Origin of the sequence: Sinorhizobium prairiense, from assembly GCF_029201645.2 — a bacterium.
Taxonomy (GTDB): domain Bacteria; phylum Pseudomonadota; class Alphaproteobacteria; order Rhizobiales; family Rhizobiaceae; genus Sinorhizobium; species Sinorhizobium meliloti_A.
The window spans coordinates 2,456,951-2,482,215 of record NZ_CP104131.1; the positions used below are offsets into that span (position 1 = coordinate 2,456,951).

Annotated in this window: 23 protein-coding genes and 2 pseudogenes; 4 read left to right on the forward strand and 21 right to left on the reverse strand. The window is 62.3% G+C overall.

The genetic code is table 11. The features are described 5' to 3' along the window. Positions 1 to 7 precede the first annotated feature (7 nt). Positions 8 to 706, forward strand: a complete 699-nt coding sequence (gene pgl, locus N0Q91_RS14515; protein WP_275596748.1) for a 6-phosphogluconolactonase — start codon at positions 8 to 10, stop codon at positions 704 to 706. Between the two features lie 102 nt (positions 707 to 808). Then, positions 809 to 2,629 (forward strand): phosphogluconate dehydratase, encoded by a 1,821-nt coding sequence (gene edd / locus N0Q91_RS14520; RefSeq protein ID WP_275596749.1) that lies wholly within the window; start codon positions 809 to 811, stop codon positions 2,627 to 2,629. Positions 2,630 to 3,393: 764 nt separating this feature from the next. Here the strand turns inward: edd and N0Q91_RS14525 are convergent. The 6 genes and pseudogenes from N0Q91_RS14525 to N0Q91_RS14550 all read right to left on the reverse strand — a co-directional run. Beyond that, positions 3,394 to 3,804 carry a hypothetical protein gene (locus N0Q91_RS14525; protein WP_275596750.1) on the reverse strand — a complete coding sequence of 137 codons (411 nt, stop codon included), beginning with the start codon at positions 3,802 to 3,804 and terminating at the stop codon, positions 3,394 to 3,396. Positions 3,805 to 3,906: 102 nt separating this feature from the next. Then, a complete protein-coding gene (locus N0Q91_RS14530) occupies positions 3,907 to 4,995 on the reverse strand; it encodes an ABC transporter ATP-binding protein (RefSeq protein WP_275596751.1) in 1,089 nt (362 codons plus the stop codon). Positions 4,996 to 5,013: 18 nt separating this feature from the next. Beyond that, positions 5,014 to 6,663, reverse strand: coding sequence for a beta-galactosidase BglA (gene bglA, locus N0Q91_RS14535; RefSeq protein ID WP_275598139.1), 1,650 nt, complete (start codon positions 6,661 to 6,663; stop codon positions 5,014 to 5,016). Between the two features lie 35 nt (positions 6,664 to 6,698). Next, on the reverse strand, positions 6,699 to 7,841 hold the full coding sequence (locus N0Q91_RS14540; RefSeq protein ID WP_275596752.1) for a carbohydrate ABC transporter permease: 1,143 nt from the start codon (positions 7,839 to 7,841) through the stop codon (positions 6,699 to 6,701). Position 7,842: 1 nt separating this feature from the next. After that, on the reverse strand, positions 7,843 to 8,853 hold the full coding sequence (locus tag N0Q91_RS14545; protein ID WP_003529835.1) for a carbohydrate ABC transporter permease: 1,011 nt from the start codon (positions 8,851 to 8,853) through the stop codon (positions 7,843 to 7,845). A gap of 162 nt (positions 8,854 to 9,015) precedes the next feature. After that, positions 9,016 to 10,371 (reverse strand): annotated as a pseudogene (locus N0Q91_RS14550) (ABC transporter substrate-binding protein); the annotation flags it as partial. 317 nt (positions 10,372 to 10,688) lie between these two features. Here N0Q91_RS14550 and N0Q91_RS14555 point away from each other — a divergent pair. Further along, entirely contained in the window at positions 10,689 to 11,720 is a 1,032-nt protein-coding gene (locus tag N0Q91_RS14555; protein ID WP_100670009.1) for a substrate-binding domain-containing protein, read from the forward strand. Positions 11,721 to 11,815: 95 nt separating this feature from the next. Here N0Q91_RS14555 and folD read toward each other — a convergent pair whose 3' ends face one another. Further along, positions 11,816 to 12,715 (reverse strand): bifunctional methylenetetrahydrofolate dehydrogenase/methenyltetrahydrofolate cyclohydrolase FolD, encoded by a 900-nt coding sequence (gene folD / locus N0Q91_RS14560; protein ID WP_275596753.1) that lies wholly within the window; start codon positions 12,713 to 12,715, stop codon positions 11,816 to 11,818. A 318-nt stretch (positions 12,716 to 13,033) separates the two neighbouring features. On the opposite strand from folD, the gene N0Q91_RS14565 reads away from it, so the two are divergent. Then, the gene (locus N0Q91_RS14565; RefSeq protein WP_275596754.1) at positions 13,034 to 14,023 is read left to right on the forward strand and encodes a glycosyltransferase family 2 protein; all 990 of its coding nucleotides are present in this window, start codon (positions 13,034 to 13,036) and stop codon (positions 14,021 to 14,023) included. Between the two features lie 34 nt (positions 14,024 to 14,057). On the opposite strand, the gene N0Q91_RS14570 is transcribed toward N0Q91_RS14565, so the two are convergent. From N0Q91_RS14570 to rem, 14 genes and pseudogenes are all read right to left on the reverse strand, one after another. Then, on the reverse strand, positions 14,058 to 14,624 hold the full coding sequence (locus N0Q91_RS14570) for a hypothetical protein (RefSeq protein ID WP_275596755.1): 567 nt from the start codon (positions 14,622 to 14,624) through the stop codon (positions 14,058 to 14,060). After that, positions 14,624 to 14,992, reverse strand: coding sequence for a hypothetical protein (locus tag N0Q91_RS14575; RefSeq protein ID WP_003529850.1), 369 nt, complete (start codon positions 14,990 to 14,992; stop codon positions 14,624 to 14,626). Before N0Q91_RS14575 ends, N0Q91_RS14570 begins: the two co-directional genes overlap by 1 nt. Before the next feature lie 124 nt (positions 14,993 to 15,116). After that, a complete protein-coding gene (locus N0Q91_RS14580) occupies positions 15,117 to 15,671 on the reverse strand; it encodes a rod-binding protein (protein ID WP_018094248.1) in 555 nt (184 codons plus the stop codon). A gap of 101 nt (positions 15,672 to 15,772) precedes the next feature. Further along, positions 15,773 to 16,181, reverse strand: a pseudogene (locus N0Q91_RS14585) (hypothetical protein). Between the two features lie 4 nt (positions 16,182 to 16,185). Then, entirely contained in the window at positions 16,186 to 16,938 is a 753-nt protein-coding gene (gene fliR / locus N0Q91_RS14590) for a flagellar biosynthetic protein FliR (protein ID WP_275596756.1), read from the reverse strand. Further along, positions 16,935 to 19,022 carry a flagellar biosynthesis protein FlhA gene (gene flhA / locus N0Q91_RS14595; protein WP_275596757.1) on the reverse strand — a complete coding sequence of 696 codons (2,088 nt, stop codon included), beginning with the start codon at positions 19,020 to 19,022 and terminating at the stop codon, positions 16,935 to 16,937. The genes fliR and flhA overlap by 4 nt, the downstream gene beginning before the upstream one ends. Positions 19,023 to 19,171: 149 nt before the next feature. Further along, positions 19,172 to 19,438 carry a flagellar biosynthesis protein FliQ gene (gene fliQ / locus N0Q91_RS14600; protein WP_018094245.1) on the reverse strand — a complete coding sequence of 89 codons (267 nt, stop codon included), beginning with the start codon at positions 19,436 to 19,438 and terminating at the stop codon, positions 19,172 to 19,174. A gap of 6 nt (positions 19,439 to 19,444) precedes the next feature. Continuing rightward, positions 19,445 to 19,861 (reverse strand): flagellar hook assembly protein FlgD, encoded by a 417-nt coding sequence (gene flgD / locus N0Q91_RS14605; protein ID WP_003529859.1) that lies wholly within the window; start codon positions 19,859 to 19,861, stop codon positions 19,445 to 19,447. Further along, positions 19,852 to 20,301, reverse strand: coding sequence for a flagellar biosynthesis repressor FlbT (gene flbT / locus N0Q91_RS14610; protein ID WP_003529861.1), 450 nt, complete (start codon positions 20,299 to 20,301; stop codon positions 19,852 to 19,854). Before flbT ends, flgD begins: the two co-directional genes overlap by 10 nt. Beyond that, positions 20,298 to 20,645, reverse strand: coding sequence for a flagellar biosynthesis regulator FlaF (gene flaF, locus N0Q91_RS14615; protein ID WP_003529863.1), 348 nt, complete (start codon positions 20,643 to 20,645; stop codon positions 20,298 to 20,300). The genes flbT and flaF overlap by 4 nt, the downstream gene beginning before the upstream one ends. 37 nt (positions 20,646 to 20,682) lie before the next feature. Next, complete coding sequence (locus tag N0Q91_RS14620; RefSeq protein ID WP_275596758.1) at positions 20,683 to 21,726, reverse strand: flagellar hook-associated family protein; 1,044 nt, start codon at positions 21,724 to 21,726, stop codon at positions 20,683 to 20,685. A gap of 2 nt (positions 21,727 to 21,728) precedes the next feature. Continuing rightward, positions 21,729 to 23,147 (reverse strand): flagellar hook-associated protein FlgK, encoded by a 1,419-nt coding sequence (gene flgK, locus N0Q91_RS14625; RefSeq protein ID WP_275596759.1) that lies wholly within the window; start codon positions 23,145 to 23,147, stop codon positions 21,729 to 21,731. Positions 23,148 to 23,231: 84 nt separating this feature from the next. Beyond that, a complete protein-coding gene (locus N0Q91_RS14630) occupies positions 23,232 to 24,449 on the reverse strand; it encodes a flagellar hook protein FlgE (protein WP_275596760.1) in 1,218 nt (405 codons plus the stop codon). A 90-nt stretch (positions 24,450 to 24,539) separates the two neighbouring features. Continuing rightward, a complete protein-coding gene (gene rem, locus N0Q91_RS14635; protein WP_018094240.1) occupies positions 24,540 to 25,211 on the reverse strand; it encodes a transcriptional activator Rem in 672 nt (223 codons plus the stop codon). Positions 25,212 to 25,265: the final 54 nt, after the last annotated feature.

The window sequence follows — 25,265 nt, forward strand, 5'->3', positions numbered from 1 at the left end:
GCCGATCATGAGCGCAAACATGCACATATTCGAAAATCCGTCCGCATTGGCCGAGGCCCTCGCGGACGACGTCGGTGCAAGGCTCGCCGCCGCGATCGCTACGAGAGGCACGGCGAGCTTCGCGGTATCGGGCGGCTCGACCCCGAAGGCCTTTTTCCGGTCGCTGTCGCGTCGCGAGCTCGATTGGTCGAAAGTGACGGTCACCCTCGTCGACGAGCGTTTCGTGCCACCCGAAAACGAGCGCTCCAACCATCGCTTGGTTGCCGATAACCTGCTCAAGGACGGGGCTGCGCAGGCGCGTTTCGTTCCGCTCTATCACGCGGCCGAGACTGCGGAAGCGGCCGCGGCGATCGCGAGCGACAGGACGGCAAGTCTCGGCGCACCCTTCGATGTCGTGGTGCTCGGCATGGGAACGGACGGGCATACGGCCTCGTTCTTTCCCGGGGGGACGCGCCTTGAAGAGGCGCTCGACCCCACGACGCCGCGCGGCGTGATCACCATGGAAGCGGAAGGCGCCGGCGAACCCCGCCTCACCTTCACCTTCTCCAGCCTGCAGGATGCCGGCTATCTGGTGCTGCATATCGAAGGCAGCGGCAAGAAAGAGGTGCTTGCCCAGGCCCAGGCGCCCGGCGACGAGGCAGAGATGCCCATCCGGGCCGTGCTTCGGCGGGCCACATCGCCGCTGCAGATATACTGGGCGCCCTGAGGCGACCCGGAAAGCGCCGCAACGCTCCCCGCACGCTGTGGCGCTCAAAGCCGATGATCGATGAAGAAAGGAGTCGCAAGACTCCGGAAGAGGGATGTGTCCATGTCCGCCGATTCCCGCATAGCCGCCATTACCGCCCGCATCGTCGAACGCTCGAAGCCGTACCGCGAGCCCTACCTCGATCGCGTCCGCAGCGCTGCGACGAACGGACCGCACCGGACCGTTCTCGGCTGCGGCAATCTTGCGCACGGATTTGCCGTCTGTTCCCCCGCCGAGAAGGTGGCGCTTGCGGGCGACCGCGTCCCCAACCTCGGCATCATCACCTCTTACAACGACATGCTTTCGGCGCATCAGCCGTTCGAAACCTATCCGGCACTGATCCGGGAGGCCGCGCACGAGGCGGGCGGCGTCGCTCAGGTCGCCGGCGGCGTTCCGGCAATGTGCGACGGCGTCACCCAAGGGCAGCCCGGCATGGAGCTGTCGCTCTTCTCGCGCGATGTCATCGCCATGGCGGCCGGCATCGGCCTGTCGCACAACATGTTCGACGCGGCCGTCTATCTCGGCGTCTGCGACAAGATCGTGCCCGGGCTCGCGATCGCGGCGCTCACCTTCGGCCATCTGCCCGCGGTCTTCATCCCCGCCGGACCGATGACCACGGGCCTGCCGAACGACGAGAAGGCCAGGGTTCGGCAACTCTTCGCCGAAGGCAAGGTCGGCCGCGACGAGCTCCTGGAGGCGGAGTCCAAATCCTATCACGGCCCCGGCACCTGCACCTTCTACGGCACCGCCAACTCCAACCAGATGCTGATGGAGATCATGGGCTTCCATCTGCCCGGCGCCTCCTTCATCAATCCCGGCACGCCGCTTCGCGACGCGCTGACCAGGGAAGCAACGAAGCGGGCGCTTGCGATCACCGCGCTCGGCAACGAATTCACGCCCGCCGGCGAGATGATCGACGAGCGGTCGATCGTCAACGGCGTCGTCGGCCTGCATGCGACCGGCGGCTCGACGAACCACACGATGCATCTCGTCGCGATGGCCCGCGCCGCGGGGATCGTGCTTACCTGGCAGGACATTTCGGAGCTTTCCGATCTCGTGCCGCTGCTCGCGCGCGTCTATCCGAACGGGCTGGCCGACGTGAACCATTTCCACGCCGCAGGCGGCATGGGCTTCCTGATCGCCCAGCTCCTCAGGAAAGGCTTGCTGCACGACGACGTCCGTACCGTCTACGGGCAGGGGCTCAGCGCCTATGCGATCGACGTGAAGCTCGGCGAAAACGGCAGCGTCAAGCGCGAGCCTGCGCCGGAGACGAGCGCCGACCCGAAGGTGCTCGCGACCGTCGAGCGCCCGTTCCAGCACACCGGCGGCCTCAAGATGCTGAGCGGAAATATCGGCAAGGCGGTCATCAAGATCTCCGCCGTCAAGCCGGAGAGCCACGTCATCGAAGCTCCGGCCAAGATCTTCAACGATCAGGCGGAACTGAACGCCGCCTTCAAGGCGGGAAGGCTCGAAGGCGATTTCGTAGCCGTCGTGCGCTTCCAGGGGCCGAAAGCCAACGGCATGCCGGAACTGCATAAGCTGACGACGGTGCTCGGCATCCTGCAGGATCGGGGCCAGAAAGTCGCGATCCTTACAGACGGGCGCATGTCAGGCGCCTCCGGGAAGGTTCCGGCAGCGATCCATGTGACCCCGGAAGCGAAGGAAGGCGGCCCGATCGCACGCATCCAGGAGGGCGACATCGTCCGCATCGACGCGATCAACGGCAAGGTCGAGGTGCTCGTCGAGGACATCGCGCTGAAAACGCGCGTGCCGGCGCATATCGACCTCTCCGACAACGAATTCGGAATGGGCCGCGAGCTCTTCGCTCCGTTCAGGCAGATCGCCGGCGCGGCCGACCGCGGCGGAAGCGTGCTGTTTCATTAGGGCCTGTTGCGATTCATTTCGAGTTTATGACGGCTGCTGCGAGATGGATAATGGCGTTGAAGCTCTGGTTGGTTTTGTCGGCACGCAGGGCGATGCGCGTCTTATAAGACGCGCGGCGCTGTAGGAAACTTTTTGGAGGACTGCGACGTCTCCTCCCCTCATCCCTGTGCTCGTCACAGGGATCCAGCAGCGCCGCGTCTGCGGCGCGGAAGAGCCTTTCCAGCCCAAGGACTTGGTCTGGCTGGATTCCTGTGACAAGCACAGGAATGAGGGACCGGGATGAGCGGTTGCTACAACCCTCACTTGCGAATATGCGAGGGAATGGTCAACCCGTCACGCAACGAAAAGTTACGTCTTTTCGAGACGCGCCGAGGGACCGCACCTCTCGACCCTCATCCCTGTGCTCGTCACAGGGATCCAGCAGCGCCGCGTCTGCGGCGCAGGAAGCGTTCTTTCAGCCCAAGGACTTGGTCTGACTGGATTCCTGACAAGCACAGGAATGAGGAGCCGGGGGATGTACGGCTCCTACAACATTCGCTTGCGAATATGCGAGGGGATGGTCAATCTGTGACGCAATGAAACGCGCCGAGGGCGGTGGCTACTCTGAACTGTCTGCGCCGGCGACAGCGCTCCTTGCATTCGCGATCTACGCCGTTGGCCTGATGTTTGCGCGACGCGAGTGGCTTTTTGCAGCCGAGTAACCTGCCGAGACCATCCGCGCAGCGGTTCCCCCGGTCCCTTGCGACCGGAGGGCCGCATCATTTTCAGCGATAGATGTCGAGCGTGCGGTTCCGATGGTTCGGATGGGTGCTGTAGACGAAGATCCGGTTGAGGTCCCGCTCGCTCAGGAGCCGCAGGAACCGCGCCTCGATGATGTTGTTGGCATGCACCCGCCTCAGGAGGCAGCCGATCAGGGGGATGCGGGCGCTCGGTATGTCCAGATAGAAATTCTGCGGCAGCTGGAACTGGGTCAGAATGCCGATCAGGGCGCTGCTCCTGGAGAGCTTGATGATCTCGCAGCGGCGCGACGAGAGATTCTGCATACCCTTTTCGGTGAATTCGATCCGCGCCTCGTTCCGCGTGTCCTCCATCGGGAAATTCGCCTCCCGATCGTACATGAATGACTCTTCCTTGTTGAGAAAGTGCCGGTTGATCACGGGGGCTGCACTGCTCATCGAACTCGCCTTTTCGCATTTCACTGCGACGACGCTAACCCATGAAATTTAACAGAGAGTTCAGGGCTGCAGGCCGAAAATGCCCCCGGCCCTGCAGCCGAACTACGCCCGATAGCTCTGTCCCTTGGTGTCGAAAAGATGCAGCTTCGCCTTGTCGGCCGTGAACCGCACCTTGTCGCCGCGGCCGACGCGGGCGATACCGGGCATCTTGGCGATGATCGGCTCGTTTTCGACCAGTCCTTCGATGTAGAGCAAGGTCACCTCGCCCAGCGCCTCGACGATCGAGACCGTGCCCTCGAACAGGAAATCGTCGGTCTCGGTCACCTGCAGGTCTTCCGGGCGCACGCCGAAGCTTGCCGTCTTACCGTTTTCGGAGGCATTCGTCGGAATGTCGAGCGTCACCGATTTTCCGCCCGCGAGCGTGACGGCGGTCTGTTGGCCGGTCGCGGTGATCGTCGCCGGGATGACGTTCATGGCCGGGGAGCCGATGAAGCGCGCAACGAAGAGATTTGCCGGCCGCTCGTAAAGTTCGAGGGGCGCCCCGACCTGCTCGATGTGACCGGCGGAGAGGACCACGATCCGGTCGGCCAGCGTCATCGCCTCCACCTGGTCATGGGTGACGTAGATCATGGTGGTGTCCGATAGCCGCTCGCTGAGCTTGGCGATCTCGATGCGGGTCGCCACCCGCAGCGCGGCGTCGAGGTTTGAGAGCGGCTCGTCGAAAAGGAAGACCTTGGGATTTCGGCAGATCGCCCGGCCGATCGCCACGCGCTGCCGCTGGCCGCCGGAAAGCGCCTTCGGAAGCCGGTCGAGATATGGGGTGAGCTGAAGCATGTCCGCGGCTCCACGCACACGGCGGTCGATCTCCTCCTTCGGTTCCCTGGCGATCCGCATGCCGAAGGCCATGTTGTCGTAAACGGTCATATGCGGATAGAGCGCATAGGACTGGAACACCATGGCGATGCCGCGCTTGGAAGGCGGCACGTCGTTGACCCGCTCGCCGTCGATGAACATGTCGCCGCCGGTTATTTCCTCGAGCCCGGCGATCATGCGCAGAAGCGTGGACTTTCCGCATCCGGACGGTCCGACGAAGACGACGAACTCACCTTCCTTGATGTCGAGATCGATGCCGTGAATTACGTCGACGGCCCCGTAGGACTTGCGGATATCTTTCAGCAGCAGGCCTGTCATGGCACCCTCCCTCGGTTCTCAGGCCAGGCGCGCGAAAAACGCGCCCCAGGCCGGCAGCTTGACCTCGTGATCCAGTATCCCCGTGACGAAGCCGTGGCCCTCGAGCGGCTCCAGCCGCTTCATCGGCAGTTCCTTCGTCGCAGCTTCGTCGCTCATGTTGAACAGGCAAAAGATTCTCTCATTGCCATGGCTGCGCAGGAAGCCGAGCAAGGAGCCCCTGGTCTCGACGAATTCGATCTCGCCCTTGGCCAAGGCCGGATGCGCCTTTCTGAAGGCGAGAAAGCGGCGGTAGTGATGCAGCACCGAGGCCGGGTCGCCCTCCTGCACGGCAACCGCCCGCGGAATGTGGCTCTCGGAAATCGGCAGCCACGGCCTCGCGCTGCTGAAGCCGCCATCGGGCAGGCTCTCCCATACCATCGGCGTGCGGCAGCCGTCCCGGCCCTTGAAGTCGGGCCAGAACTGAATCCCATAGGGATCCCGGAGATCCTCATAGGCGAGCTCCGCCTCGGCGAGCGCAAGTTCCTCGCCCTGATAGATGCAGACGGTACCGCGCAGCGACATCAACAGGCTGGCGAGCAACTTCGCATGCGCGTGATGATCGGTAACGCCATCGGCCCAGCGGCTGACGTGGCGGACCACATCATGGTTCGAGAAGGCCCAGCAGGCCCAGCCTTCGGGGGCGGCCCTCTGGAAGTCGCGCAGAACCTCGGCCACGCGCTGCGGCGTCAGCCGATCGGGCGCCAAAAACTCGAAGGCGTAGCACATGTGCACCTTGTCGCCGCCCGACGTGTATTCGCCTGCGATTTCGAGGCCGCGCTGGCTGTCGCCGACCTCGCCGACGGCGGCGATCGCCGGGAACTCGTCCATCACCGCCCGGAAGCGCTTCAGGAACTCCAGGTTCTCCGGCCGGTTCTTGTCGTAGATATGCTCCTGATAGTTATAGGGATTGACCGCCGGCGCAGTCGAGGCGTTCCGGCGCTCGGGAACGAGCGCGGGGTTGTCGCGCAGTTCGCGGTCATGGAAATAGAAGTTGATGGTGTCCAGCCGGAAACCGTCGACGCCCCGCTCCAGCCAGAAGCGCTCGACGGCAAGCAGGGCCTCCTGAACCTCGGCGTTATGCAGATTGAGGTCGGGCTGCGAGGTGAGAAAGTTGTGCAGATAATATTGCAGGCGGGTGGGATCCCACTGCCAGGCGGAACCGCCGAAAATCGACAGCCAATTGTTGGGCGGCGTGCCGTCCGGCTTCGAATCCGCCCAGACATACCAGTCCGCTTTCGCATTGCTGCGGCTGGAGCGGCTTTCGACGAACCAGGGATGCTGGTCGGAGGTATGTGACAGCACGAGGTCGATCATCACCCGGAGGCCGAGCCGGTGGGCCTCGGCGATCAGCGCATCGAAGTCTTCGAGCGCCCCGAAGATAGGATCGACATCGACATAGTTCGAGACGTCGTAACCGAAGTCCCGCATCGGCGACGTGAAGAAGGGCGAAATCCAGATCGCGTCCGCGCCGAGCCCCGCAATGTGGGGCAGACGGGCAGTGATCCCCTGCAGATCTCCGATGCCGTCGCCATTGCTGTCCTGAAAGGAGCGGGGATAGATCTGATAGATCACCGCGCCGCGCCACCAATCCCTGTCGGGCTCGAGGATTGAGCTCGTCGTTTCGTTCATTGTCATGCTGTTCAGGATTCCTTGTCTGAAGTCGATCAGCCGCCCTTGACCGACCCAGCCAGCAGGCCGCGCACCAGGTAGCGTTGCAGGGCGAAGAAGACGATCAGCGGAACGACGATGGTGATGAAGGCGGAGGCGGTGAGAATTTCCCAATTGCCGCCGCGCGAGCCGAGGAGATTGACCAGACGCCCGGTCAGCACCAGCTTGTCGTCCCCCGCGCCGAGGAAGACGATGGCGACGAGAAGGTCGTTCCAGGTCCAGAGAAACTGGAAGATGGCAAAGGAGGCAAGCGCCGGAAACGACAGGGGCAGAATGATCTTGACGAAGATATCGAAATCGCTGGCGCCGTCGACGCGCGCCGATTCCATGATCTCGCGCGGCAGGCCGGCCATGTAGTTGCGCAGGAGATAGATGGCGAGCGGCAGGCCGAAGCCGGTATGGGCGAGCCAGATGCCCATATAGGTCTTGGCGGACACGCCGAAGAAGGCGCCGACGCCGTTATAAAGCTGCAGCAGCGGAATGAGCGACATCTGCAGCGGCACGACGAGAAGACCGACGACCACTGCGAGCAGGATCGCGCGGCCGGGAAAGGGCATCCAGGCGAGCGCGTAGGCGGCGAAGGCCGCGATCAGAATGGGAATGACGGTCGACGGTACGGCGACGGTCAGCGAATTCAGGAAGGATCTGCCGATGCCCGCAGCACTCAGGACCTCGGCATAATTGTCGAGCGTGAAGCGCGGTGGCGTGGTGGCCGTAAAGAATATGCGCTGGCCGCGCGAGCCCTCCATCCGCTGGTCCGAAACGATCTCGAAACTGCCGTCTGCCTGCACCGTCAGCTTTTCGCCGTCGTTGAGCTCGGCCGTTTCGCCGGGTTTGAATTTGGTGGGTTCGCGGCTGGAAAATCCGAAGGCGGAAACCTCTCCCCGGCTCTCCAGCAGGTTCCCGGAAATCACGAACTTGCCGTCGCGCTCGACCTGGTTCTCGGCCGAGGGCGCGCGGGCGACGGCGTTGCGCGACGAGCTGGAAAGAGCCGTCCACCAGCCGGAAACGGCGAGCTGGTCCTTGTCGCGCAAGGAGGAAATCAAAAGGCCGGCCGTCGGCAGGGTCCAGAGCAGGACCAGAAGCAGGACGGAAAGATGCACGGCCCAGGTGAGTGGAGAACGCCTCGACGGATTCATTTCAGTGCCCCCCGGATTCCCTGGTCGCGTTGCGAATGTTCCAGATCATGATCGGGACGACCAAGATCATGATGACCACCGCGATTGCCGCGCCCCGGCCGAAGTCGCCGCCGCCGCGGAACATCCAGTCGAACATGAGGTTGGCAAGCACCTGGCTCTGCCATTGCCCGTTCGTCATCGCGAGCACGATATCGAAAACCTTGAGGACCAGGATGGTGATGGTCGTCCACACGACGGCGATCGTGCCCCAGATCTGCGGCACCATGATTTTGAAGAAGATCTGCCAGCCATTGGCGCCGTCGATGACGGCCGCCTCGATCGTCTCCTCCGGAATGCCGCGCAGCGCAGCCGAAAGGATGACCATGGCAAAGCCGGTCTGGATCCAGATGAGGATGACCATGAGGAAGAAGTTGTTCCAGAAGGGCAGCGTGATCCAGGCCTGCGGCTCGCCGCCAAGCGCGACGACGATGGCGTTCAGGAGACCGATCTGTTCGGAGCCTGCGGCGCGGTAGTCATAGATGAATTTCCAGATGACGGCTGCGCCGACGAAGGAAATCGCCATCGGCATGAAGATCAGCGTCTTGGCGATATTGCCCCACCAGATGCGGTCGGTCAGTGCCGCAATGATCAGGCCGAAGAAGGTCGAAAGCGCCGGCACGACGAGAAGCCAGAGGAAATTGTTGAAGATCGACTGGCGGAATTCGCCGTCATTGATCATCCAGGAATAGTTGCTCAGGCCGACGAAGTTCTGGCCTCCCCGCCCATGAAGGCTCAGCCAGACCGATTGGACGACGGGGTAGACGAGGTAGAGCGTCAGCGCCAGCAGTGCCGGGGCGAGAAACAGCCAGGGACGAATGCTGTTGGCGATACGCAGGTTGCGCGAGGCGACGGCACCGAACTTGCCCTTGGATGGGAAGATCCAGTCGAGAACGAGATTCGTGCTCCAGAAATAGGCTGCGCAAACCAGAACGCCGGCCACCATCGTCAGAATGGCAGCAATCAACTGCTCCATGACACATTCCTCCCCTCTCACGCCTTCGCGGGCGTCTGCAGGCGCTTTGCATAACGGCCGCTGCCGTTGTTATCAGGCGGCCCTCCAGCCGGAGGACCGCCGAATGAGGAACAGGCAGACGATGCCCCCACCGTCCGGCTGACCGGATCCTACTTGATGGAGTTCCCATGCCTTCTGTACGCCGGCCGCGACGTCGGCCGAGGACTTGCCTCCGACGAAATCGACCATGCCGGTCCAGAAGGCGCCGGCCCCGATCTTCCCGGGCATCAGGTCGGAGCCGTCGAAGCGGAACGTCGTGGCGTTCAGCAGGATTTCACCCTGTTTCTTCAGCGGCGGATTTCCGTAGACGTCGACATTGACGCTCTTGTAAGGCGTGAGGAAGCTCGTCTGCGCCATCCAGACCTCGTGCGCGATCGGGGTCTTCAGGAACTCGATGAAGGCGCGTGCCGCCGGCGTGTCCTTGGTGATCATCGCAAGGGTGCCTGCGCCGAGCACCGGATTGCCGAGCTCCTTTTTGCTTTCATAGGGCGGCATGTAGAAGAAGTCGGCATCCTCTCCGACAACCTTGCCTTCCGGGAAGAAGGACGGAATGAACGAGGCCTGATGGTGCAGGTAGCACTTCGGCGGAGAACTGAAGAGCCCTTTCGGGCTGTCCCGGAAGTCGGTCGACGCCACCGCCGCTGCACCGCCGTCGACGAAGGCGTCATTGCGCGCGAACCAGCCGAACTCCTCCAACGCACCCGTGACCGACGCATCCGTGAACGGTATCTCGTTCTTCACCCATTTGTCGTAGGTCTCGGCGGGCTGGGTCCGCAGCATCAGGTCCTCGACCCAGTCGGTCGCCGGCCAGCCCGTCGCGCCGCCCGAACCGAGACCTATGCACCACGGCTTTTCGCCGTCTTCCGCGATCTTCTCCGTCAGCGCTTTCAATTCTTCCATGGTCTTCGGAACTTCGTAGCCGGCATCCTCGAAATTCTCCGGCACGTACCAGACCAGAGACTTGACGTCGATCTTGTACGGGAAGGCGTAAAGCGCCGGCGTTCCGTCCTTGCCGTTATAGGTGGAGAGGTCGACCCAGGACTGACCTGCAGCATAGTTGTCGAGGAGCCATTGCTTGGTTTCGTCGCCGAGCGGCGTGAGAAGGCCCTTGGCGGCCAGATCGGCGATGAGACCCGGCTGCGGCAGGATTGCGACATCGGGCGGGCTTCCCGCCTGGGTATCGATGACGATCTGCTGCTCGTAGTTTTCCGAGGAGGAATATTTGAGCTCCACGCCGGTCGCCTCGACGAAATAGGCATAGACGCTCTTGAACAGAGCCTCGTCCTCGCCGCGCCAGGGGCCGAAGATCGTGAGCGTCTGACCCTTGAGGTCGTGACCTTTCTTGAACTCCTCCAGGCTCGCCCAGTTGAACCTGGAATCCTCTCCCGGCTTGAACTTCAGGTCGGCGGCGCCCGCAGTCCCTGCAAGCCCTGCAAGCAATGCGAATGCGGCCACGCCGATCAGCAACGATCTCTTCACCTCTTGTCCTCCCCAAAAAGAAGCCCGGGCGGACGCCTCGGGCGAATGTCAAAGCGCGTATTAATGGCTCCGTCTAGGAGGAGCATTCAAAGCGCTTTGAGCTCGCTAACACTCCATCGCTGCAGAGAAAGAGTCAAGAGCTTTCCTTCTCGTCCGGAATTGAGCGGGATTTTTGCTCTGCGGCAACGTTTTGCGGCGCAAGATGCTGGTTTTTCGCTTTTTTGAACCCGATCCCGATGATACAGGACATCAGAGGTGCTTGCCGAAGCAAGAAAAATGAAAAAGATATTCAAAGCGCTTTGGAAGGAATTCTCGCCATGCCGGTCAATCTCAAGCAATTGGCGGAACTGCTCGGTCTGTCCCAGACCACGGTCAGCCGGGCGCTGAACGGCTATCCGGAGGTCAATGCGGAAACGCGGGCGCGGGTGCTGGAGGCGGTGCGCGAAACGGGTTACAGGCCCAACCGCGCCGCACAGCGCCTCGCGACCGGAAAAGCCTATTCGATCGGGCTCGTCATGCCGATCGCATCGGGAATCGATTCGGACATCCATTTCGGTGAATTCCTGGCGGGGCTGGCGGAGGAAGCGGTCGAGCACGATTTCCACTTCGTGCTGAACCCCAGTGCGCCCGAAGACGAGGAGGCGACATTCCGCCGGCTTGCGGCGAGCGGCAATGTCGACGCTGTCTTCACCGCCTATATGCGCGCAAACGATCCCCGCATCGAGATGCTGAAGGCTCTTTCCATTCCCTTCGTGGTGCATGGCCGCTCCATCGGCGGTCCCCGGGACTATCCGTTCCTCGACGTGGACAATACCGGCGCCTTCTACGACGCCGCCAGGCTTCTCATCCAACTCGGCCACAGCCGCATCGCCCTGATCAACGGGCCGGAACACCTCACCTTCTCCATCCGCCGGAAGAAGGGGCTGGTGCGCGCGCTTGCGGAAAAGGGCCTCAACCTCGACGATGCGCTCGTCCATCACTCTGCGATGACCGACGAGCATGGCTATCGGAGCATGCAGCGTTTCCTCAAACGGCCGAACCCGCCGACCGCCGTCCTTTGTTCCAGTACCGTGCTGGCGCTCGGCGCGGTGCGCGCGATCAACCAGGCCGGACTCACTATCGGCACCGACATCTCGCTCATCGCCCATGACGACGTCCTGCCGATGCTGAAGCCCGAGAACTTCAGCATACCACTGACGACGACGCGCTCCTCGCTTCGCGCAGCCGGTGCACGCATCGCCAAACGGCTGATCGGCGGCATACTCAATCAGGCAGACTATCCCGAGCAGGAGCTTTGGCGCGCCGAACTGATCGTGCGCGCCTCGACGGGGCCTGCACCGAACAGGTAGAGCCGCGATCGTTACGCAAGCCGCTTCACCCCATCCCCAACCCCTCCCCACAGGTGGGAGGGGTTGGGGATGGACTGTCTAGTCCCAAGCGGCAGTCAGAATTTCGGAGGCTTGCGGCCGGCCATGCGGCAGGCGGCGATGATCGTGTTCGCCATCAGCATCGCGATCGTCATCGGCCCGACGCCTCCCGGGACCGGCGTGATTACGCCTGCGACCTTCGCACACTCCTCGAAGGCGACATCGCCGACGAGCTTCGTCCTGCCCTCGCCGCGTTCGGGCGCCGGGACGCGGTTGATGCCGACGTCGACCACCATGGCACCGGGCTTCACCCAGTCCGCCTTGACCATCTCGGGGCGCCCGACCGCGGCCACCAGGATGTCCGCCTTGCGGCAAACGGCCGCGAGATCCTTGGTGCGCGAATGCGCCGTCGTGACCGTTGCATTGGCCGCAAGAAGCAGGGCGGACATGGGCTTGCCGAAGAGGTTGGAGCGGCCGATGACGACGGCGTCGAGACCGGAAAGATCATCGCCGTAAGTCCGGCGCACGAAGACCATGGCGCCGGCCGGCGTGCAGGAGACGAGCCCGCCTTCGAGATCGCCGGTCGCCAGCTTGCCGGCATTGACGACATGCAGTCCGTCTACGTCCTTTTCCGGAAGGATCGACTGGATGATCGGTTCCGAGCGGAGGTGTTTCGGCAAAGGCAACTGCACGAGAATGCCGTGGATGGACGGATCCGCATTGAGCTCGGCGACCAGCGCCGCGAGTTCCTCCTGCGACGTCTCCTCCGGGAGCGTATGCTGAACCGACAGGAAGCCGCATTCCTTCGCCATCCTGCTCTTCGCCGACACGTAAGTGTGGCTCGCGGGATCGTCCCCGACGATGACGACCGCGAGACCCGCGCGCACGCCGGTTTCCCTTTCCAGTGCGCTCGTGGCGGATTTCACGGTTTCGATGACCGAAGCAGCAACGTCCTTGCCATCAATCACAGTCGTCACGGCGTATCTCCCGATTAGTCCCGAACGCGGCACACTCTAGATCAAGCCGCATCCGGCGATTGCCTGCATGCGCCCTATGCTGTTCCAAACGCATAATTGCAAGTGCCCTGCGCGTATGGAAGCGCCATCCGCTTCGGTGCGGCAATTTCCTTGCACGATGAGAGACAGCCCCGGATCCTGGGTGGCGCATCCACGATTCCGGCTTTTGCATTGCCGAGACCGGGCGTAAAATCCTCATTCGAAAGGCCGTTTTGGATTCAACCTCTGTTTAGGAAGATTTGCTGTACTCATTGCATCGAATCGGCGCGGGCTTTGACGATGACGTCGGACGGCCAGGACAGTTTCATTCATTTTCAGACGAAGCTGGAAGACGCGTCGGATATCGAGCTCGTCGTGATCGTGCCGACGTTCCGGCGTCCGGATCATCTCGTCAAGACGCTGAAGACCATCGTCTCACAAAGGCCCGATGTCCCCCTCGCGACCATTGTCGTCGAAAACGACGCGGACGGATTTGCCGGCGCGCGGTCGGCCAAAGACTTCCTAAGCGGCCATTCTTTCGATTCCGCCGTCGTCGTGGCACGCCGCCGCGGATATGCCCATGCCTGCAATGCCGGATTGACAGCTGCTCTCGAACTCTTTCCGAGCCTCGGCTTCGCGGCTCTCATCTATGATGACGAGATAGCCGCTCCCGAATGGCTCGATGGCCTGATGGCGGTGCAGGAAGCCCATGATGCGGACATCGTCGGTGGTCCGCAGCTTCCCGTCCTGGGGCATCCTCAGGAGCAGACGTGGAAGCGGCACCCCGTCTTCGCACCTCCCTACCACGGGAGCGGGCCCGTACCCGTCCTCTACTCCGCAGGCAACGTCCTGATCACGCGACGGGTGCTCGACGGCATGCCGCAGCCGTTCCTGGATCCGGCGCTCAATATCGTCGGCATCGGCGACGCGGATTTCTTCGACCGGTGCAGGGCAAAAGGCTTCTCCTTCGCCTGGGCTGCGGATGCCTGGGTGGCGGAGTCGGTTCCGGCGCATCACACGACGGCTTCCTGGACGCGTGCCCGCAGTCTCGAGAAAGGCGCGATCTCGACGCTGATGGAGCACCAGCGCGATGCGACCTTCTCCGGGCGACTGAAAACCCTCTGCACGTCCCTATGGCTGCTGGCCTCATCGCTGCCGGTAGGCCTCAGGCTCTGGAGAGAGACTGGCCTTGCCGCGGCCAGCCTCTATCCTCTCCACGTCGCGATCGGCCGGCTCACGGCCCGGATCGACGCGGCCGATACGCGGGATGGCAATCGCGACAGGGACTGACGCTGTCTCCGGCAAGGCGCGCTGCCTATCGGCGTCAGTGCGCGCTGGTCGCCTGCACCGCGCTCTCCGGAAGCCGGTCGGAAGCCGCCTGGCCGTTCCTGTCGAGGATCGGCACAGGCTTCTGATAAGGGCGGTTCTGGCTGTTGGCGACGCGTTCCACGTCCTCTTTGGTCAGATATTCAAGCTGCTCGACCAGAACTTCCGAAATGACCTCGCTCCCGAGCTTCCTGTTGAGGCCATCCTTGACCGCAACCTTGAAGCCGGGCAGATCGAACGTAGCGGTATCGGCGACATCGATGAACTTCGAGCCCACAAGCATGTCGTAGAGCTCGTCGGTGACGAGCTGACGCAGAGGCGCATGCAGCTTGGCGATACCTTCCCGCGATGCCGAGAAGGAGAGCTTCGCAAGGAAATAACCCTGCACCGCACCGTCCTTGATGGACGGGATCGTTATCATCTCACCGGGGACATATTCCTGCGACGCGCGCCGGTCCGCCTCCGCATCCGAAACCACCGGCGCCGAGGCATGCTGCATCGAAAAATAAACCGACCCGAGCGTGACGGCGCAGACCCAGACCCCGGTGAGGACAAGCTTCAACATCAGAAATCGCTGTAGCGGAATTGTGCTTCGGTATAGATGCCGTCCGCATCCGCGTCCTGGGCGGCGGTCTTGAGGAGATCGACGACGGAGCGGACCGCTTCCAGATGCGCCGCCACCTTTTGCGCATTGACCTGCAGCTTGCTCCTGAGATGGCGCGTCTGCGCGGCGAAGGCCGGCGAGATCTCACCGGGTCCGGCGTCGCGATGAAGCATGGTCAACTCGTAGAGGCACCGGCTCTTGTGGGCGTTCGAGGTCTTGAGGTCGAATTCGGGGTCCGCACCGATACGGCTGTTCTCATTGTCGATGATCATCTCCAGTCGGCCGAGAACATTTTGGATCCGCAGGTCGTTGGATGCCACAGCTTCCATAATCAACTCCCATATGCACTATCGCAGGGCGCGGGCGGAACGATGCCCAGGCATTCTTTCGCCCGCTTGTTTCCATTGGTATGAATGTATTTCGCCAGGCCGCTTCGCGGTCCGGGCGACGGCATCAGGCCTGTTTCTTCTTTTCGTCGTTGGGCAGGAAGGACGAGAGCGCCTTGCGCTCATATTCCTGGACCATGCCAGCGGCGAGGTTCCGGCTGTCGCCGTCGAGCGAGGCGTTCACCCGATCGGTCGCACCGTCGCCTACCATCTGATCGGCGATGCCGATCCCGCCGCCCTTGGCGAGCACGTCGCCGATCTGCTCGGCCATCATGCTCTTCCAGATGTCGCCGGAGGTGCCCTTGCCGAAGACGTTCTCGCTTTCGCTCGGAAGCATGGACTTCACGAAATTCTGCAGGACCATCGCCTCGAATTTCCGATAGGTCTCCGGGATCTTCTTCGCTTCGGCGCGATTGCTGATGTCTCCAAGCCCGCTCGATCCTTCGGAAGAATTGAGCACCGAAGAAACGTGCGCCGCGAAGCCATCGCCGTTTTCTGCGAGGCTGGTCGCCTGGAAAGCGGCGCGATTCGCCTTGAGCCGCGCCTGCGCCTCCTGGACCTCAGCCGGATCGGCCGCGCGGACGACGTCCATCACCAGATCGCTGGGCGGAGAAATAGCCATGTCAGATCCTCTCAAAGCCGAAGCCGGCATCTCGTTTGCCGGGCAGCGCGATGTTCGTGAAGCGGAAAGCCACCCTTGCTGGCTCCCCGGTTGAAGCATTATCACCCGTCAACCTTACCGGAGGCTGGCGCCGCCCGAGACGTGCTGGTCGATCAGGTCGAGGATCGAATTGTCGGCGGCCTCGCGGTCCTCCGACAGCCGGGCGTCCTTCATGTGTTCCTCGAGCCGGTCGCCCTTGGCGCGTTCCTTCATCATGCGGGCTTCATGGACCTGCTGGATTCCGAGCAGCATCTGGTCCTTCTGCACGAGGCGTCCGAGTTGGGAGGCATAGTGACCTGAAAACACGCGATGCATCGGATGGGCCGACCCCATGGCGTCGACCACGACGTCGATCGTTCCGGCAAGTTCGGTCCGCTGCCGGGCGGTCTCGGCCACTTCGCTTTCGGCCATCCGCTCCAGATGCCGCTGGACGGCGACCAGGCGTTTCAGCTTTTCCGACCGCGCTTTCATCGAGCTAGCCACCCTGCATGACGGGCGCGAAGCCGTCGGCGAACAGACGGAGCATCGCGGCGATGCCGAGATAGAGAAGGAACAGGCCGCCCATGATGAGGTAGGGCTGGGAAATGAAGTAGACCGGGATCTGCGGCGCCAGCTTGTTCACCATGCCGATCGCCACGTTGAACAGCAGGCCGTAGATCACGAAGGGGCTGGCGAGCCGGAGCATGATCATGAAGGTCTGACCGAGCGAATTGGTGAGCGTGATCAGCGTGCCCTGCGGATCGAAGCCGGCGCCGATCGGCATCACCCGGTAGGACTGCGCGATCGCCTCGAAAATCACGTGGTGGAAATCCAGCATGAAGAGAATCATCAGCCCGGCAAAACCGATCATGCTGGTGAGCTGGTTTTCCGCCGTATCCTCCAGCACATCCGCCGTCGGCGGCGGGCTGAACCCCATCAGCATGGTCATTGCGGTGCCGGCAAACTGCAGCCCGAGCACATAGTAGCGCGCGACGAGCCCGATCACGGCGCCGATGGCGGTCTCGGTCGCGACGAGATAGAGATAGTTGTGACCTTTGCCCGTCACCTGCGGATAGATATCCGTCCAAATGATCGGCAGGATGGCCATGGAGAGCGCCACCGCAATGAACAGCCTGATCTGCATGGGGACGCGCGCCGTCGAGAATCCCGGCATGATCATGACGCAGCCCCCGATCCGGCAGAAGGCCGCAAACAGCGCCAGGACCGTGCCCTCGGGGTCGGTGATCATGAAATCGAGCCGATGATCTTGATCTCGAGTCCCTTGGCGAGCTCGACATGCGAGAGCACGGGCAATGTGGCGAAGAGGCGTTCGATGATCATGCGCACATAAGACCGGGATTCGGGCGAACTTACCAGTACGAAGGGCATGCCGCGATCGAGATGTTCACGGATTACCTTCGTCGCCTGCTCGCTGAATTCCTCGAGATGGCGCGGGTCGATATCGAACTCGACGATCTCACCCTTGGCGTCGCGCTTCAGCGCCTGGTGGAAGACCATGTCCCACTTGTTGCCGAGCCTCAGCACGCGCAGCACGCCGTTGTCGGCGAGGTCGCCGCAGAGCTGCTGCGACATGCGCACCCGCACGTGTTCGACGATCTGCTCGGTCTTGCGCACGTGCGGGGCCAGCTCCGCCACGGCTTCGAGAATCAGATGCAGATTGCGGATCGAGACGCGTTCGGCGAGCAGCAGTTTCAACACCGCCTGCAGACCGGAATAGGACATGTGCGAGGTACAGATCTCGTCCGCGAGCTTGCGGTATTCCGGGTCGAGCCGTTCGATCAGCACCTTCACGTCCTTGTAGGAGAGAAGCTGCGGCAGGTTGTTGCGGATCACTTCGCTCAAATGCGTCAGCACCACCGACACGTTGTCGATCGGGTGGAAGCCCTCGCGCTTCAGGTCTTCCGTGAACGTCTCGAGGATCGATACCGCCGGCATGCCGAAAGCCGGTTCCCGGATGTCGTCGCCGGGCACGCTCGGCCGCCGTCCGCCGCCGGTAACCACCAGCACTTCGCCCACGCGGACCGTGTTGGAAGCGATCGTGGTGCCGTGGATGCGGACATGATAGGCCTTGTCGGGAATGGTGATGTCGTCGGAAACCTTGATCTCCGGAACGACGAGGCCGTATTGGAGGGCGAACTTCCGGCGCATCTTGCCGACGCGGAAGGCAAGCTCCTGATGGGCGCCCAGCAGCCTGGTGGAGACCTGCTTGCCGAGCAGCAGCTCGATCTCCGCGGTCTTCAGCACCGATTTGACCGAATCCTTGTCGCTTTCCTTGCTCTGCTGCGCCTTCGCCGCCTCCTCGTCCCGCTTTGCCGCCTTCTCGGCCTCGATCTGCTTCGGAATGAACCAGCTGAGGAAAGCCATGCCGCCGCCAAGCGCCGCAAAGGGGAGGAAAGGCAGGCCGGGCGTGACGGAGAGCAGGACGATCAGCCCGGAGGCGACCATCAGCGCCCGGGGATAACCGCTGAGCTGGCCGACGACCGCCTGGTCGGTGGAACCGGCGGTGCCGCCGCGCGAGACGAGCAGGCCGGCGGCGAGCGAGACGATCAGTGCCGGGATCTGGGAGACGAGACCGTCGCCGACGGAAAGCTTGACGAACACGTCGGCAGCTTCGCCGATCTCCATGTCGTGGCGCAGGTAGCCGATGATGATGCCGCCGAAGACGTTGATCGCGGTAATAATCAGGCCGGCGATCGCATCGCCGCGCACGAATTTGGATGCACCGTCCATGGCGCCGAAGAAGGAGCTCTCCTCCTCCAGCTCGCGGCGGCGGCGCTGCGCTTCCTTCTCGTCGATCAGGCCGGCTGAGAGGTCGGCATCGATCGACATCTGCTTGCCGGGGATCGCATCGAGGGTGAAGCGGGCGCCGACTTCGGCGATACGCGTGGCACCCTTGGTGATGACGATGAAGTTCACCGTGATCAGGATGAGGAAGACGATGAGACCGATCACGAAGTCCCCGGACATGACGAGGTTGGCGAAACCGGAGATGACCCCGCCGGCGGCGCCATGGCCCTCATGCCCGTGGGAAAGGATGACGCGCGTGGTGGCGATGTTCAGCGCCAGACGGATCATGGTCGAGATCAGCAGAATCGTCGGGAAAGACGAGAAATCGAGCGGCCGCTGGATCCAGAGTGCGACCATCAGGATCAGCACCGAGAACGAAATGGAGAAGGCAAGCCCGAGATCGATCAGGAAGGGGGGAATGGGCAGGAACAGGATCGACAGGATCATCACGATCCCGAGCGCAAAGCCGATGTCCCGGCTCTTGGGTGCAAGTTTCGGGATGGTCAGCGTCGCCTGTTGTGCCATGTCTCTTCCGTCTCTTCATGAGAGGCGGGCAGCGATCGTAAGATCTGCCCAAGGGTATGGCAGAGTCCTAGAGGGCCAAGCTTGCGCGAAGGTGGTATCCGGGGGAGATGCCCGGCAGGGCAGAGGGGGGTACTTCGCCGCTCCCCGAGCTAAAACCCGCTCTGTATTCGCGAGAACACGATATCTGTGAAGATCGAAATCTGCGCGCCGACGAAGGGCGCCGAGATGGCGGCGGTGACCATCACCGCCAGGATCTTCGGCACGAATGTCAGCGTCATCTCCTGAACCTGGGTCAGGGCCTGGAGGAAGGCGATGCCGACCCCGACCACCATTGCGGCGAGAACGGCAGGGCCCGAGGCCACGATCACTGTCCAGATCGCCGCCTGTACGATGTCGAGGGCATCTGCCTCATTCATGGGAACTCACTTCATTATGACGCCCGGACCGATAACGAGCTCCTTGCCCGTATCGAGCACCGCGATGATTCCATCGGAGTATAGTTTCACCTCCTTGACGACGCCAGTGGTCTTGCCGTCCGCGCTGGTGACCGTCCTGCCGATCACGGCGTCCGCCTCGCTGAGCGCGGTGCGCTGCAGCAGGCTTTCGAGGTTCTTGTTGGTCTTGATCGTCTGCTCCACCTGCGAGAAGGTCGCAAGCTGCGCGATCTGCTGCGTCGCGTCCATCGGCTGCGTCGGATCCTGGTTCTTCATCTGCGCCACGAGCAGCTTGAGGAAGCTCTCGTAGTTGAGCGTCGCCGCGCTGGCGTCGCCCGCCGAATCCGTGGCCGAAACCGTTGGCGTGTAGCTGTTGGACGTGTTGTTGACGCCGCTCACCGCCATGGCGCAATCTCCTTGCGTATCTGTTCCACCGTCGCAGGCGTCAGTTCCTGCGCGTTGAGGATCTGGTCCTCGATCGGATAAAGCCCTCGGATCGCCTTCAGCGCCTCGAAGGCCCGACCCTGCGTGACCAGCCCGTCGATTCGCTTCAGCTCGGCCAGCACCTCGTCGTGCTTGAAGCAGTTGAGCAGCATGACGATCGACTTGCGGAACATCGCGGTCGACTGGTCCGCGCCTTCCGGATTGATCAGGATCATCTGGGCGATGAAATAGAGCTGCCGCAGCGGTGTCGTCGCGTCTTCGGGCTGCAGGACGTGGTTTTCCAGCAGGAAGGTCACGTCGTTCAGGAATTCGATCGCGACCTTGCGGTCGACGCGCAGCACTGCGCCGTTAACAAAGATCCTTTCGCCCGATTTCAGCGAAATACGCAGTGTGCTCTTCATTTCAGTCCATCCCTGATGATGGTGGTTATGTCGATTATGCCCTGGAAATTGGAAGACTCGCGTTTGCGGATCTTCTCCGTCTCGTTCAGAATCCAGATTCCGATCGAAATGAGGTTGGCGCGCAGCTCTTCGTTGAGCTGGTTGTCCGGCGCGCGCAGATCTTCGATGAAACGGATCCAGAGACGCCGGGTGAAGTAGACCGCTTCGATCGCCTCCCGGGTGTATCCGTCCTTTTCCTTCGCCGCCTGCAAGAGCGCGATGGAACGATCGAGAACCTGCTTCTCCCGATCCTTGGAAACGGCTACGCCTTCCTCCATGATCTCGGCGTATGCAAACTGATACATTCAGACATCCCTCATGCTTGTCCGCATCCTCTAGTCATTAGAGGAAGTCTATCAAACTCAACCGCTGGATCCGCGCCGTCAGTGTGTAGGAGGTCTCTACCTGCGTCAGCAGCGTGTTCATCCGTGTCGAAGCCTCGTAGGTGTCGACGCCTTCGAGATCGGTAATATGTGTGTTGATCAGCTTGATCTGGGCTTGGAGGGAGGTATTCGCCTTTTTCACGCGCGCTTCGGAAATACCGAGAGTGCTGCGCTCCGCCGTGACCTGCGTATTGGCCTGCTCGACATAGCCGAGCGCCGTCTCACCCATAGAGGCCCGGACTTCGGAGCTGACATTTTCGTCCATCAGTTCCAGGGCGATCACGCTGGCGAGAGCGAATTTCCGGAAGCCTTCCGTCGTCGCATTCGTGGAGCTCTGCACCACTTCCGTCGTGCTGATGCGGCTCGTCATGTTCTGGCTCGAGGCCTTGGACCAATCCGTGGCCCATTGCGCATCGCTTGCATAAAGCGGCTCGAGCGTGTTGGTGATGAAGTCCTCCATCTCGGCCTTCGTGAAATCGCTCATGGAGGCAATGCCGTTCGCCGACATGTACGTGGCGAGCGCGGTGTCGAAGGTCGACTTCGCCGCAGCGCCATAATCCTCGAAAGGCCTCACGTCGGTGTTGATGCCGGCAAAGAGAAATTCGCCGTTGAAGGACAGGTTCGCCGCCGAAGAGAAGGCCGACATGGCACTCTGTATTTCGGTCTTCTGGATCGCGAGCTGATCGGCGGCATCATTGCCCTTGAAGGTGACGAGGGTGTTGCGCACCTGCTGCGCCGCTTCGGCCATCGTGGCGAGAGCGGATTGCGAGGCGGCAAGCCGCTGGGTGACGACGGAATTGGTATCGACGAGCGTATCGAGCCGTGCCAGCTCGCGCTGCAGGCTTACCGAGCGCGCCGCCGAGGAACCGAGCGCCAGCCCCACATCCGCATGGCGCCCGGTCGTCACCTCGGTCTGCAGCTTCAGAAGTTCCGCCTGCCCCTGTTGGATGGTCAGCCGCATGGCGTTCTGAACGGCCAGGTTCGAAACGAAGGACGTCTTCATGATTACCTCACGGCTTCGAGAAGCGACGCCATCATGGCGTCGACGGTGCTGATCAACTTGGCCGAGGCCTTGTAGGACTGTTCCAGATCGAGAAGCAGCGACAGTTCCTCGTCGATGCTCACCCCGGTCACGCTGCCGAGCGCCTCCTGCGTGCGCGCCAGCAGCGCCGCCTTGTTGTCATCGGCCGTGGAGGCGCCGCTGCGTATCTGCTCGAACCAGCCGACGGAAGACGCGGCGAATTCCATGATCGAGCTCGTGGCGTCGAGCCCGGTCGCGCCGTCGAACGCCATGTCGCCGTCCAAAGCGGTGATGAATCCGTCGAGCAGGTCCGTAAAACCAGCATTGCCGTCGGGGTTCGAAACGACGCCGTTGAAGCCGCCGTCGCGCAGAAGGAAGGGGTTGGCCTTCGCTGCGGGATTGACCGAAAGGCTCGCGGCGATCCCCGGCTGGACGGCGCCCGCAACCGGTACGCTTCCGCCCGACCAGGTGAAGAGCCCCGGCAAGCCGCCTTCCCGGAAGAGGGTGACGAGGCCGCGCGCCATCTCGTCGAGCTGCGACTGAAACTTCGGAGCGATGTCGTCGCGCAGCTGAAGCAGGCCCGCGAGCTTGCCCTGGGCACTGGTATCAGCGCCGCTGCCGGCAGCGAGCGGCACGCCGTCGATGAATATGCCGTTGCCGGTGACAGTGGCATCGTAAGCACTCTTCGGCGCAAACGTGACCTCCCTCGGAAGCGTCTCGAAGAGAACGGTGCCGCCCGAGGTGTAGATGACGGTATCGTTGTTCGCCCGCGTGACGGTGGAAATGCCGACAAGCTCCGATATCTGCTTCAGGGTCCTGTCGCGATCGTCGAGCGCAGCGGTCGCGTCCGTGCCTGCAGCGGTCGCCTGCTTGACGGCGTTGTTCGCCGTCTCGAACTGCGCGAGAAGGCGGTTCAGATTGGCGACCTCCTCGGCGATTTTCTTGTCCGAGTCGAGACGAAGGTCCTGAACGGCGGCCGACGTCTTGCTGATCGAGTTGGCAAGGTCCGATGCATCCGACACCACGGTGGCGGCGATCGTCGCATTGCCTGGCGTCGACGCGAAAGTCTGCAGGCTGTTGCGGAAGGCCGAGAGATAGGTGGAGGGCGACGACTCGTAGTCGTTACCGCCGAGCGCCGATTTCATGATCTCCAGCCCGGACAGGAGACTGCTCTGCGCGGAGGACTGCGAGATGCCGATCAGGTTCTGCTTGAGGAGCGCCTCGTTCTGCGCCCGATAAATCGAAACGATCTGGGCGCCGCCCGGGGTAGTCCCGAGCATCGCCATGCGGCGCGAGTAGTCCGCATTGCCGGAATTGGCAATGTTCTTCGAGACCGTGGCGGTTTGTTGCGCCGTGGTGCTGAACGCGGATTGCGCGATGGCGATTGCAGAAGACAGCGACATGCCGGGGACCGTTTTCTCAGTGCACTCCCGGGAAGAGCCCGTAATGGGCCTTACGTCCGGAAGTGCGTAGTTTCGAAGTTGGAATTAGCGCTTCAGATTGACGAGAACTTCGAGCAGTTCCGAACCGGTCTGGAAGACCTTGGAGTTTGCCGTGTAGTTGCGCTGCGACTCGATCATCGCCGTCAGTTCCTCGGCGATATCGACATTCGAGCTTTCGAGCGCGCCGGAGAGGATCTCGCCGAAATCGCCCGAGCCGGCGAAGCCGGTGATGATGACGCCGGAGTCGACGCCCTGCGAATAGACGTTACCGGATTCCGGCTTCAGCTTGTCCGGGCTCTGGACATTGGCGAGCGCGATGCGATAGCGCGGATCGAGCTCGCCGTTCTCGTATTTTACGTAGACGATGCCGTCGGAGTCGATCTGGTAACCGGCAACCTTGCTCGGCGCGTTGCCGTCGATGTCGCCCCCGTCGGCACTGAAGGCGTAGCCGAGCTGGGTGGTTTTGGAGAAATCGATTGTTATGTCATTGAGCACTGCACCGGTGCCGTCGATCGGGCTGATAAGCGAGCCATCGAGAGTAACCGTCGCCGCGGTTGTCAGAGCGCCTGCTGCGTCGAAAACAAGTGTTGCCGGTGGCACCGTAAGCGGTTCATTGCTTACGCGATCGACTATATTCAACGTCCACTCATTATCGTCGGTTTTCGTGTAGTTGAAATCCAGAATTCGCGTGTTGCCCTGGCTGTCATAGACGACGAGCGAGGTGGTGGAGACATCCCCGTTTGCCGCCCCCGACGGCAGGTTCGCGCCCATCGAGCCCTTGGTCGACCCCGCCGCGATGAGCCCATCCGAAGCGAGATTGACCCTGGTCAGGCCATCGAATCCGTTGACGACGACGGTCGGATCGACGCCGGCCTCGTATTCGTAGCCCATCAGCGTGAAGCCGGCGGCATTGACCAGATTGCCTTGGCTGTCCGGAACGAAGGAGCCGGCGCGAGTCAGATATTCCTGGCCGTTGGCGCCTTCGACGATGAAGAAGCCGCCGCCGTCGATCGCCAGGTCGCTGGCCGAGGTGGTGAAGGTCGTCGCGCCCTGCTGCGAGATGCTGTAGCGCACCTCCGTCTGTACGCCGCCTGAATTATAGGAGCCGTTGCCCGACGGCAGGATCATCGATGAGAATTCCGTCGATGCGCGCTTGTAGCCGGTGGTGTTGGCATTCGCGATGTTCTCGGCGACTGTGCTGAGCCGGTTGGACTGGGCGTTCATGCCGGACACGCCCGTTCTCATGGTACCGTAGAGACTCATATCGGATCCTCATTTCCTTGTTGCGGCGACACTAGGGACCGGGCCTTGCGTGAACCTGTCTTGAGCTGTCTCGCCCTGCCGTTTCTGCGCTCAATTCCAGTCGATGCAGTAGCCAAGGAAACGCTTCGAATCGATCGGGTCGAAGCCGAGCTTCTTGCGCAGTTTCTTGCGCAGCTTGCTGATGTGGCTTTCGACGACATTCTCTTCGACGTCCTCGTCGAAGATGCCGTAAATCGCGTTGAATATCTGCGACTTGGATACCCGGCGCCCGCGGTTGGCGACGAGATATTCGAGAATGCGCCGTTCGCGACGGGGAAGCGCGAAGACTTCGCCATTGATCTCCGGATCGCGCCCGTCGGCGAAAACGCGGATGGGACCGATATCCGTGAAGTTGGCGATGGCCGTCAAACGCCGGCGGATCGCCGCGACGCGTGCGAGGATTTCCCTCGGATGCACCGGCTTGCGGACCACGTCGTCGACGCCGCAGTCGAAGAGCGCAAGCGTGTTTTCCAGCGACGGCGTGTCGCTCATGGCGATGACCGGCGCACGGGAGCGATCCCGGATCACGCGCGGCAGGGTCAATGTGCTCTCCCCCTGCCCGATCAGGAAGGCTTCGACAGCGTCGATATCGGAATCGGCGGCGGAGCTTACCCACTCGCCGAACTCCCTCGGATCGAAGCCCGTCGAGGGAATGCCCTCGCGGCCGAACAGGGACGCGTAGCCGTCCTTCACAAGAGCTCTATCATCAACCACCACGATCATTCGCCCGCCTCCGAATCAGTATGGATGCCACATTGAGACAGAGGTACGAATCCC